General features: G+C 45.6%; 8 protein-coding genes. 5 read left to right on the forward strand and 3 right to left on the reverse strand.

All coding sequences use genetic code 11. The features are described from left to right. Position 1: 1 nt before the first annotated feature. Positions 2 to 1,675, forward strand: coding sequence for a GTP-binding protein (locus MKY85_RS03980; protein ID WP_342571836.1), 1,674 nt, complete (start codon positions 2 to 4; stop codon positions 1,673 to 1,675). Between the two features lie 280 nt (positions 1,676 to 1,955). Here the strand turns inward: MKY85_RS03980 and MKY85_RS03985 are convergent, their stop codons facing one another. After that, a complete protein-coding gene (locus tag MKY85_RS03985) occupies positions 1,956 to 3,722 on the reverse strand; it encodes a leucine-rich repeat domain-containing protein (protein ID WP_342571837.1) in 1,767 nt (588 codons plus the stop codon). A gap of 292 nt (positions 3,723 to 4,014) precedes the next feature. Here MKY85_RS03985 and MKY85_RS03990 point away from each other — a divergent pair, with 292 nt between their 5' ends. Both MKY85_RS03990 and MKY85_RS03995 read left to right on the forward strand, forming a co-directional pair. Beyond that, the gene (locus MKY85_RS03990) at positions 4,015 to 4,587 is read left to right on the forward strand and encodes a TetR/AcrR family transcriptional regulator (protein ID WP_339239532.1); all 573 of its coding nucleotides are present in this window, start codon (positions 4,015 to 4,017) and stop codon (positions 4,585 to 4,587) included. 18 nt (positions 4,588 to 4,605) lie between these two features. After that, positions 4,606 to 5,439: a CPBP family intramembrane glutamic endopeptidase gene (locus MKY85_RS03995; RefSeq protein WP_339239533.1), complete on the forward strand. Its 834-nt coding sequence runs from the start codon at positions 4,606 to 4,608 to the stop codon at positions 5,437 to 5,439. 88 nt (positions 5,440 to 5,527) lie between these two features. Here the strand turns inward: MKY85_RS03995 and MKY85_RS04000 are convergent, their stop codons facing one another. Together MKY85_RS04000 and MKY85_RS04005 are read right to left on the reverse strand one after the other, a co-directional pair. Then, on the reverse strand, positions 5,528 to 6,409 hold the full coding sequence (locus MKY85_RS04000; RefSeq protein ID WP_342571838.1) for a GNAT family N-acetyltransferase: 882 nt from the start codon (positions 6,407 to 6,409) through the stop codon (positions 5,528 to 5,530). 102 nt (positions 6,410 to 6,511) lie between these two features. Further along, complete coding sequence (locus MKY85_RS04005) at positions 6,512 to 6,718, reverse strand: DUF2536 family protein (protein WP_339239535.1); 207 nt, start codon at positions 6,716 to 6,718, stop codon at positions 6,512 to 6,514. A gap of 221 nt (positions 6,719 to 6,939) precedes the next feature. Between MKY85_RS04005 and MKY85_RS04010 the strand changes: the two genes are divergently transcribed. Then, positions 6,940 to 8,088, forward strand: a complete 1,149-nt coding sequence (locus tag MKY85_RS04010) for a response regulator (protein ID WP_342571839.1) — start codon at positions 6,940 to 6,942, stop codon at positions 8,086 to 8,088. Next, positions 8,085 to 11,138: an ATP-binding protein gene (locus MKY85_RS04015; RefSeq protein WP_342571840.1), complete on the forward strand. Its 3,054-nt coding sequence runs from the start codon at positions 8,085 to 8,087 to the stop codon at positions 11,136 to 11,138. The genes MKY85_RS04010 and MKY85_RS04015 overlap by 4 nt, the downstream gene beginning before the upstream one ends. Positions 11,139 to 11,349: the final 211 nt, after the last annotated feature.

The raw sequence follows: 11,349 nt of genomic DNA on the forward strand, positions 1-11,349 counted from the left end.
CATGAAGAGTCTACTTAAATTCATTACCTGTGGAAGTGTGGATGATGGCAAGTCCACGCTGATCGGACATATGCTCTATGAAGCCAAGCTGCTATTTGCCGATCAAGAACGCGCGCTTGAGCTCGATAGTCGATTGGGAAGCCGAGGCGGCAAAATCGACTACTCGCTGCTCCTGGATGGTTTGCTGGCCGAACGCGAACAAGGGATTACCATTGATGTGGCATATCGTTATTTTACGACGTCTCATCGTTCCTTCATCGTGGCGGACACACCGGGACACGAAGAGTATACGCGCAACATGGCTGTAGGCGCTTCCTTTGCCGATCTAGCCATCATTCTGGTGGACGCTACCAAAGGCATCATTACCCAGACCAAACGCCATGCCCGGATCTGCGCCCTGATGGGGATCAAGCATCTCGTATTGGCTGTGAACAAGATGGATCTGGTCGGTTTCGATCAGAGGACGTTCGAGGCAATCAAGGAAGAGTTCATCCAAACGACGGCCGAATTCCAAATCAAGAGCATTCAGGTCATTCCCGTGTCCGCTACGGAAGGGGACAACATTACAACCCAGTCGCCGAATGCACCCTGGTACGAGGGGTTAGCATTATTACCGTATTTGGAAAGTATAGATGTTCATACTACCGATGATACGAAGCCTTTCATGATGCCAGTTCAGCGTGTAAGCAGACCGGACCACACGTTCCGTGGGTTCCAGGGCCAGATCGAGGCTGGAAAGATTTCGGTCGGAGACGAACTCATGACTCTGCCAAGTCGGGAGAAAGCCAAGGTTAAGCGGATTTTGGTGACGGACCAAGCTCAGGATTCGGCTTATGCTGGCCAACCAGTTACGATACAACTGGACCGCGAAGTTGATGTCTCGCGAGGTTGTGTGCTCACGATGGACAATCAAGTCCAAGAAGCTGACAGCTTCGCTTCTACAATCCTGTGGATGGACGATTCCGTCCTGACTCCGGGCAAGCATTATTGGGTAAAGGTCGGAACGAAGACTCTTCCAGGCACTGTAACGGCGATTACCCATAAAATTGACATTAACACGGGCCATACCGTTCCGGCCGATCAAATTGTTAAGAACGAATTGGCCAAGTGTGAATTCACGCTGTCGGATCAGATCGTCTTCGATTCCTTTGAACACAATAAGAGCATCGGAGGTTTTATCCTCATTGATCGTGTCACCAACATGACGTCTGCTTGCGGAGTCATCGATCAAGCTCTGAAGGGAGAAAGCCGATTTGCCACGCTGGATACGGGAATCACGAGAGATGTTCGCGCCCAGCAGAAAGGACAATCTCCGCTCACGGTATGGTTTGCTGGCTCGGATACGGTAGCTCTCGCCAAGGAAGTGGAGAAGCGACTAATGTCATCCGGTTACCATACGATGCTGCTTGAGAGCGTCAGTGGAGAAACGCTCCGCGGAACGGCAGAGATGGCAAAGGTGTTGAACGACGCCGGCCTGATCTCACTGGTATCCCATGATTCTATCAGTGCGGGCGAACTTGAGACAGCTCGAGAGATCATCGGGGGCAAAGGATTTATTGAAGTTAACGCGGACGAGATCGGCGGAATGTCCATCCAGGATGCCGCGAAATCCGTGGTTAAACGAGTCGTGCAATCCGTTATCGATCACAGTCCTTCGAATAACTACGATATTTAATAAGCATGTCCGATAAAGCGGTTGCCGATTAGGTAGCCGCTTGTTTGTTTCGTCAAGATCCCTCTTTATATGGGGAGACTGATCTCTGGATGCCAACATCACCCGTGCTGAGGTTGCAGCTATCGTCCAAAGAATATTGAAGGCTTCTGACTTGACTTAAAACACCGAAAGGGTTCCCCCATGCAGGAAGAACTGCATAAGGGGAACCCCTTTTTGTCTTTGTTTTAATACCATCCATTAACTGTAGTAGTCTAAAACTCCCCATCATCCCAGGCGGTAATTAATACACATGCACAACCGTACCAAGCACGGATTTGTTTTGGACGGAATTACCGGAGAGATACACCTTTTTCAGATCAGGCAGTTGGCTTAGGGTCTCGATATTGGAAATGGCATTATTCTCGAGATGAAGCTCTTCTATGGCCTGCCAGTTACTCATGAATTCGAGAGAAGCCAAATTGCTGTCTTGCAGAGTAAAGGAACGCAGAGCGGGCAGTTTCGCAAAGTAAGGCATCATTTGGTCAACTTCAGTAACAGAGGTATTGTTTATGCTGAAATACGGCTGCTCTAAGGTCAAATGTTCAAGTACGCTGTTCTCCGTGGCCGATTTTTCTTCAAAGTTCAGCCTGCACTCGGAGCACATCAGAGATTTGATCTGCTTCAAACGAAATAAAGCATCGCTCTCCTGATATAGTGACGAGTCGTAAATGCTTAGAGTCTCCAGGCTGGATAAGCCGTCCAGGGCGCCCAGACGGGTTACTTCACTGACCTCCGAGAGGGAGAGTTGCTTAAGTTTCGGGAATTTCCCCAGCGCCGCCAAATTCAACTCGCCACTTCCGCCACGGAGCGTCAGGCTGGTTGCGGCGGGCGCTTTCAGTCCGGCGAGAAAAGCGCTTGGAATTTCTACTCGCGTTGCCTTAGGTAATGTCAGCGCTTCTGCATTCTCGTAGTAGCCGGACAACGTTAATTCCCGCAAAGAGGACAGGCTATTGATGGCCTTTACCGAACTAAGTTGACTTAGAGAAGCTAGGCGCAGTGAAGTAATAGAGGCCTTGCCGTCCAAGGGCTCCAGGCTTGAGAAGTTTACGCTTTCGAGATCAAGCGTTTGTAGAGCAGGCATATTTTGTACAAAGTCGATAGACTTTACATTTGTTAAAAAGGATAGCTGAAGCTCCTGAAGCTGGGTCAAGGCGTACAGCGGTTGCAGGTCTGTGGTTTCACTGTATTGTATGGATAAGGATGACAGCCCGGTCATGGAGGATAACCATCCCAGTTCATCGACAAAGGTGAGCGACAGGGACTTGAGCGGCAGCTTGTTCAACAGAAAGAAATCCGTTACGGATTCATCCACATAGGTAATGGATAACGAGCTCAGATTAGGAAACTCCAGCAGCATGGCCAATTCCTGATTGCTGCGAAGCTGAGTGGAAAGCTCCGTAATGTTAGTCTTGTCGCCAAAGTAGCCCGAAAATTTGCTAAAGGATTCGTTAAAAGCGCCTCCATAACTTTTTAATCCGGACATATGGGCCAAAGTGGTTTGATCCGTCTGGGAGATTTCATAGGTATTCGTCAGATCGAGTGCCGTCAGTCCCGTAAAGGCTTCAAAATCCCGCTGATCGATCTCCTGGTTATTCAGTTTCTTGTCCTGAGTAACATAAGTGATTTTCTCAGCCTGTTCATCGCTGAAGGGGTCGGAGAAGCTGTATGTAAACTCCCACTGGTCATTATCCGAATAGTCTACAGTTAAGTAACGAATACGAGCAAGTTCATCCTCAGTCGGCAGGGCAGTCCCTTTATCGAAGATATCTCGCAAAAAGGAGAGTAGAACCTCGCTTTCAGGCATCTTTCGCATAGGCAGTTTGGCTTCTGTTGGTGAATGAGTAGAGCTGACATTGGAGTACACATAAGTACCGATGGCACCGGTTAACACCAGCATCAGTATAAGTAAAAGCTTTACGGAGACAGCCTGCTTCGGTGTTGCCTTGGGAGGCGTTCCATGGTAATGATTAATGGTCTGGTCCACGTAATAGACATTATTTTGCTTCAATAGAAGCTCTGTTTCACAATAGGGACACTTTAAAACCTCATCCTTCTTGTATTCAATTCGTCCGTTGCAATTGGGACAGTTTAACGGAATAAACGCCACAAATGTCCTCTCCTTCGTTATGATGTTCATCAATTTATGCCAAACGGTCATCTGACTTCATTATACCTTGTATACTCCTGTGAGAGCTTGATTATATTGAAAAAAATGTAGTTGACGTGTGGCTTGGACAATATATATCATATGATATATAACGTTTGAAATTTATCGTTGCATTTATGGCAGGAGGAGACATATGGCACCCAAAAAGAAATTTACTAAAGATCAAATTATTGATGCGGCATTTGAAATCGCAAGAACAGAAGGCATTGAATTCATTACAATTCGCAAGGTGGCAGAGAAGCTGGGAGGGTCCATTGCACCGATCTATGTGAATTTCAAAGAGGTAGGCGAATTGTTAGAAGGTGTATATCAGAAAACCTTCGAGTTGAGCAGACAAATGCTGCGGGAGCAGAATTCAGGACATCCGTTTCAGGATATTGGTGCTGCCAGCATCCGTTTTGCCAGAGAGTACCCTGTATTGTTTCGGGATATTGTGATGAAGAAAAATGATCAAGCGAAGCACAATGAGGAGGAAATGAAAAGCTTTATACACGTGATGAGAATGGACCCTGATCTGAATGGATTATCAGATGATGAACTGCAAACCATTTTGCTCAAGATGAAGATGTTTCAGGTAGGGATCAGCGTGATGGCCGCGAATGAAATGTTGCCGGAAGAGTACACGGAACAAGAGATGATCCGTCTGATGAACAGTGCAGCGGAAGATGTCATCAGCACAGCGAGGCGAAGAGTGGAACAATCCTGACAGGAGGTGCTTGTCAATATGTCAGCAGCAAGAATAAAGCTCAGTCTGCTTGTATTCATGGTGGTCGTATTAGCAAGTGGCTGGATTGGTGTATGGGTGGATACGATGATGCCGGAGCAGCCAGCAGAAAATTCGTTAGGAATGGGATTGTGGCTAATCCTGCCGTTACTCATGATGCTTTTACTGCGAATTGTGAATCGAGATTGGAAAGATATTGGTGTGAGATTCAAGCTGGAGGGCAATTTGAAATGGTATGGTGCGGCTCTTCTCATCTATCCGGTTGTGATGGTGATTGTTGTAGGTCTTGCCTTCCTTTTCAATAGTGCCCGTGCTGCTGATGTTGAGCTAAATACATTGCTGCCGCTTATCGGGGTTTCTATTGCAGGCAGTTTTATGAAGAACATTTTTGAAGAGTTTGCCTGGCGCGGCTATCTGACTCCCAAATTGATTGAATTGAAGCTGAACGATTGGGCGCTCTATTTTGTGTCAGGCCTTATATGGGCTTTATGGCATGCTGCGTATTATATGGTTTTCCTACCGGAAACGTATTTCGAGAATACGACCAGATTGAACTTTATGATCCTAGGGTGTGTGTTGATGATTGCCTGGTCCATAATGTATGTTGAAATATACCGTCTGACCGAATCTGTATGGCCATGTGTGATCATGCACGCTGTGGAGGATGGAGTACCGACCTTGTTGGTATCCGTAGCAGGGATCATCACGTTAACCCAAGCAGGGGAATTCTGGTTCAGTCCAACCACGGGGATTGTGACAACCGTTTTGTTTGTTGGTTTCGGGTTATTTCTAAGGTCAATTCGAAAGAAGAAGGAGCAGAAGATCAATCTTTGATCATAAAAAAAGAGCGGGGAAGCCCACTCTTACTGATCTGTCTTCAATGCAGAGCATAGTGCTGATATAAGGTTGGTCCGAAGATACATCAAGCAATCGATGTAATCGGATGTTTAACTTGCACCGGGTAGAGATGCTCACCGGGGGTTCTTACAAATAAGCCTTCATGGGTAGCGGTACTTTTTAGAACGAGATGTTCTGTTGCATCTGGTGTGAAATGGAAGGTGATTGTCTCTGTATCCTCATCTGCAATCTTATCCAAGATATCTTTCATATTTATTTCGTTTAAGCTAACAACGTCGAAGAGCTCAATATGATTGTCTTCTTTCTGATAAATAACAATGACGTTTTCATCTTCTAAGTAATTAATATCATTACTAAAGACATTCAGGCAATAAAACATGAGTATGCCTTGCGTCTGGGCGGTTCCGAAATGCCGAGAAACCGGCAATCTTTCCGATGCGAATTTTTGAATAAGATGTAAATCATCCGAGATAGTAACATCGAGCCTCTGAAGGTTCGCAGGTTTGGGTGATTTTTTTGCCGTATAATCCATTGAAAAAAGATGTTCTTCCACCGGCTTAAAACCAAACTTGGGGTAAAAATCAAGCACCGATTCATTGGCAAAAAGGTACATGAGATCGTATTTGTTCTCGTATTCCTCTAAAATTCTGTTCATTAAACGAGTGGATAGTCCTTTCCCTCGATAGTCGGGATGTGTCATTACTGTACCGATTTGAATCGCTTTTTTCTGCTCCCCGTGAATGATGAGCTCAAGGATGTTAACGGGAGCATTGGCAACAACCCGATCTCCGTCCACAAATGAAAAAGGGATGTAGTTCTCGCCCCAGCATCCGTGCTGGTACCAATTTTCAAAATCAATATCAAAAGTCTCGGCAGCAAGCTCGAAAAAACTCTTGCGCAGTACTTCGTTGTTTTTATAATTCTTCATAAATATTAATTCTTGCATGGTATTCTCTCCTTAACCCTCAATAGTAACTACATAATATGACCATGCCGTAATTGCAATTAAGTCAGTAATCTGGTATTCACTATTCAAAGTCTTGGTCCATTAATCTAAGGCAAAATGCACAACTGCGCTATATAACATTTTGGTGCGAATAGGATCAAACGTTACTTGATGTTGGACTTGCTTTACACGCAGCATTAATGCCTTATTGATTTCAATACGTTCTTCGATCGCTCGCGCCAGTTCATGAAAGTCATAAGCCTGCAAGCATTCGACTTTATCTTTTATGATATCCAGTGAAATTTCCATATTTAAGTCAAGCCTCCTCGGAATGTCGATCTGCAGGTTAAATGCCTGTCGAGCTTCATTGTAGAGGAGCTTTTCCAGTTCGGCAAGATGAATTCCACTCAACATATCAGAATCTAAAGAGACGAAGCCAACCGCCCGATATATATGTATAAATAAATTTGGATGTAAACATTGATTCAAGGCCGCTAATCTTTAGCATGAACGAAAAAGGAGAACAGCCAATGATCCGTGTTATGTTGATTGACGATGAAGAAGATGCACTAGATCTGCTTGAAATATTGCTTGGTCAAATGGGGAATGTGGAGATCGCTGGAAGATATCTAAATCCCCTTCAGGCGTTGGAAGATTTAAACCGAACCATGATAGATGCTGTGTTTTTGGATATCCAAATGCCGGGTATGAAGGGTACCGAAGCAGCTCGGCGAATAAGAAGCATTTCTCCTGAGTTGCCGATCATTTTCACGACGGCCTATGCCGAGTATGCATTAGAAGCGTTTGAGATTGATTCAACCGACTATCTGTTAAAGCCGTTTACGGTGAGCCGTTTACAGAATACGGTGGCACGGATAACCAAAGATCTGTACAAGCAGTCCAGTCTAACAGAGGAAAATAAGCTTTTAGTTCCGTCAGTTCTTTCTCTCGGAGGATTCCATATCATATCACCAGGCGATACGGGCAAGGAAGTTATATGGAAAACGAAAAAAGAGCGGGAGCTATGCGCATTTCTAATTCATCATGAAGGTAAGCGCGTAAATGCCGCTGTCATTATAGAGGCGTTGTGGCCGGGTTACGATCTCGATAAAGCCAAATCGTATTTGTACACCTGTCTTTCTTATCTTCGAAGAAGCTTGACAGAGCATGGCGTAGCAATTCATATCCGTAAAGGAAATCAGGGGTTTTCCGCTGAACTGAACGACATTACAATAGATGTCTCTCAATTCGAGACATTGTTAAATAAAATATTGGCGGAAGAGCACATAAATGAGCTTCATTATGATCAGATGAACGAGATGTACGTCGGAGATTATATGGATGGATGCAATTTTGACTGGGCAATTGCCAGACAGTTGAATATCAAGTCGTTGTATGTCCGTGCACTTCGCAAATGGTATATGTATTATCGTAGCCAAGGAAAGCTTTTGTTTGCAGCTAATAGCTTACAGCGATTACTGGCACTTGTTCCTGACTCCGAGATCGATGGACGTGAGTTGATTAGAATTCATCTGGAACTCAGTAACCGGAGTGAGGCATACCGTGTAAGTCAGGAGTTAGAGCAAGCCGTGCGCATTCAACTTGGAACAGAACTGGAGGAGGAGACGTTGTTATTGATTCAGAACACGATGGAGGGATCGGGGCGCACATTTCAATGAAACGCAAAATCGTTGCGATCCTAATTACATTGACAATGTTGTTCGCGACTTACGGTATGCTGTTAACATACTTTACTTTTAACAAGAAAACGATGCCGATGGCGGCCAATGGAGTCATGGACTTAACCAATTGGGCATTTCAGGAGAAGGGTGTCGTCCGGCTGGACGGGCAATGGGAGTTTTACCCGAATCGACTACTCTTCAGCCATCCCCTCACCTCTGAGGAAGCGGGAGATGAAGCCCCTTCTTTCATTCAGGTGCCCGGGTCATGGTCCAAACAGATGGATACGTTGGGTGTGGCAACGTATCGTTTGAAGCTTTTAATTGATGACGATAGCGTCATATATGGAATGAAGACGGCAGCCATATTGATCTCCAATAGGCTTATCGTCAACGGGCAAGTCGTGGGCTCAAGCGGGTATCCCGATCACAAAGACGATTATTGGGCGCTTAACAAGCCATATGTCAGTTATTTCACTTTAAAGCCAGGCTGGAACGATATCGTGATCGAAGTTGCCAACCATGAATTCCGGGTAACGAGTGGAATCGGGGAGTCTATCCAATTTGGCAAGGCTGACCAAATTGCGAAAATTCGGGATGTCGCGACAGCACACGATTGGATTGCCCTAACAGCCTTCCTGATCATGGGGCTGTATTTTATCGGATTATTTTCTCAGCGCAGGAATGATCAGTCCCTTGTTGTATTCGGACTCGTCTGTGTATTTATTGCAGCGTTTACAAGCATCAGCGGTGAGAGGGTGCTGTTCGATGCGCTGGGCCCACTTCCATTTTGGCTATATTTTCGCATTCAAATGGTGTTGACCATTGGGGTAGGTGTAGGATTTTTCTTGTATGTGTATACTGCTTTTCGTCCCTACAGTTATAGAGGATTTACGAAGGCAGGACTACTATCAGGAGGTGCTTTACTTCTCTTGCATATGGGCTTTGCTACGCAAATTACGACAGGGCCGTTTCGCCTTGTGACATCACTGTACGTCACGTTAGCTTTGTTGTACGCCACCTATGTGTTTGTATATGCTGTTCTAAATAGAGTGGCTGGCAGCTGGTATCTGGCTGTGGCGGCGATGGCTTTGAACGCGCTAGTGTTGAACCAGAACTTAAACGTCTACTTTGGCGTTCCGATCTATTCGCTGCCACCCGTCGAGCCATTTCTTGTACTGCTCATGCTTGCACTATTGATGTCGCTCCGCTTCTCAAACGCATTCCAGAGAATAGAGGAACTCTCGGGTCAGTTAATGGAGGCGGACAAGCACAAGGATGATTTTCTCGCACGTACCTCACACGAATTCAAGACGCCTCTTCATGGTGTTATGAACATATCCCGGTCTATGCTTGATGATACTGCGTTACCTCCTACGTCAGGGCAACGAGAGAAGCTTCAGTTGATGATCGATATTACCAGGAAGCTTTCTCAGATTGTCTATGACATTCTGGACTTGTCGAAGCTTAAACAGGGGGAGCTTAGAATTGATCCGGCGCCAGTCGATGTCCGTTCAGTCGTAGAGATGCAAATCCGTTTCTACTCTTATCTCAGTGCGGAAAAGGAGATTCAACTCGTCAATCAGGTGCCAGCGGACTTGCCGCTCGCTTATGCTGATGAAATCAGGTTAAGTCAGGTCATTAGCAATCTGCTGGACAATGCAATCAAGTACACAGAGAACGGAACGATCATTGTTGCCGGGAAGGAACAAGAAGGCCTGTTGCAATTCGAAGTACAGGATACGGGAGCGGGTATACATCCGGAGGATATGCCGTCTATCTTTGAGCCGTTCAAATCCATGGAAGAAGTAAGCCAACGCGGCTCCGGGCTTGGGCTGTCTATCGCTAAGCAGCTGATCAATCTGCAAGGGGGGACACTATCCGTGAGCTCAACCCTGGACGTGGGGACGACATTCACGTTTACCCTGCAGCGGGCAACGTCAAATAATGAAAATATAGCTAGCTCGGACCATTCATCAGCATCTTACATTCAACCTTTGGAGAACGAGTATTCGTTTCCTACACCGTATATTGCGAATGCCGCTGGTAAGCGCACGATTTTGATCGTTGATGATCAGTATGTCAATCTGAAGGTTTTGCTGGATACGCTACAATCCCATGACTATCGGATCATCGCAGTCAAAGATGGATACGAAGCACTTCGCCAGATCGATGAACCGGGCAGAATTGACCTTGTCATTCTGGACCTGATGATGCCAGGCATGTCCGGATACGAAGTATGTCAAGAAATTCGCAAGCGCTATTCACTCCTGGAGTTGCCCGTGTTGATGGTTACTGCGGCAATTCAACCACAGGATAAGGTGGCTGCATATCAGGTTGGAGCAAACGACTACTTGCCCAAACCGTTTGATTTGGAAGAATTAAAAGCCCGAATCGGAAGTTTGCTTGCCATGAAGGAATCATTGGGACGTGCAGTATATATGGAAGTGGCTTTCCTTCAATCGCAGATCAAGCCGCATTTTCTATATAACGTTCTTAATAGTATCGTTGCCTCCAGTTATACAGATATAGAGCGTGCACGGAGCATGATCATCGCGTTGGCTGATTATTTGCGAGGAAGCTTTCGGTTCAGCAATTCAGATAAACGCATCGAACTCGATGAGGAATTCAAGCTTATTCAAACCTATGTACAGATTGAGCAGGCAAGATTCAGGGACCGTATTTGCTTCCAATATGAGATTCCTGAAGAGGCATATCGTTTACAGATACCACCGTTGCTGCTTCAGCCGTTGATCGAAAATGCGATTCGCCACGGCATCGGAGATCGAATTGAAGGCGGAACAGTGAAATTGATAGTGCAGAGATTAGAAGAGGATTGGTTATTTGTTGTATCCGATGACGGAGTCGGAATTCCTCCCGACCGTATGAAGATATTACTTGAACATAGCGAATCGGCCGTCCAGCAAGGAGTAGGTTTACGAAATATCGATAAGCGATTGAGATTTGAATACGGAACTTCACTGGTACTAACGAGTGAACCTGGGCATGGAACGAGCGTTGCCTTTCATATTCCTAATGGGCTGTCTTAAGAGAACATGTGTTATATCAATGGGTTCCATCGTACATGCGGTGGGGCTCTTTTTGTATTTATTTGATGGATAGTTAACTGAAAATGTGGATTGGTGGACGGGTATGATTAATGTCGTCGAATAAAGTCGAATAACATCGTTTTTTAAGGTTTTTTTAAGGTGTACTCCGTTATGCTGAGTAGAATGCAACTGATTAATATTGCGGAGGGGG

It is taken from the genome of Paenibacillus sp. FSL R5-0749 (assembly GCF_038595085.1).
GTDB lineage: Bacteria > Bacillota > Bacilli > Paenibacillales > Paenibacillaceae > Paenibacillus.

Excerpts from the sequence above, each read along its gene's own strand:
- MKY85_RS03990 (WP_339239532.1), top strand. The coding sequence starts at position 4,015 with ATGGCACCCAAAAAGAAATTTACTAAAGATCAAATTATTGATGCGGCA.
- MKY85_RS04005 (WP_339239535.1), bottom strand. The coding sequence starts at position 6,718 with ATGGAAATTTCACTGGATATCATAAAAGATAAAGTCGAATGCTTGCAG.
- MKY85_RS04015 (WP_342571840.1), top strand. The coding sequence starts at position 8,085 with ATGAAACGCAAAATCGTTGCGATCCTAATTACATTGACAATGTTGTTC.
- MKY85_RS03995 (WP_339239533.1), top strand. The coding sequence starts at position 4,606 with ATGTCAGCAGCAAGAATAAAGCTCAGTCTGCTTGTATTCATGGTGGTC.
- MKY85_RS04000 (WP_342571838.1), bottom strand. The coding sequence starts at position 6,409 with ATGCAAGAATTAATATTTATGAAGAATTATAAAAACAACGAAGTACTG.
- MKY85_RS03980 (WP_342571836.1), top strand. The coding sequence starts at position 2 with ATGAAGAGTCTACTTAAATTCATTACCTGTGGAAGTGTGGATGATGGC.
- MKY85_RS04010 (WP_342571839.1), top strand. The coding sequence starts at position 6,940 with ATGATCCGTGTTATGTTGATTGACGATGAAGAAGATGCACTAGATCTG.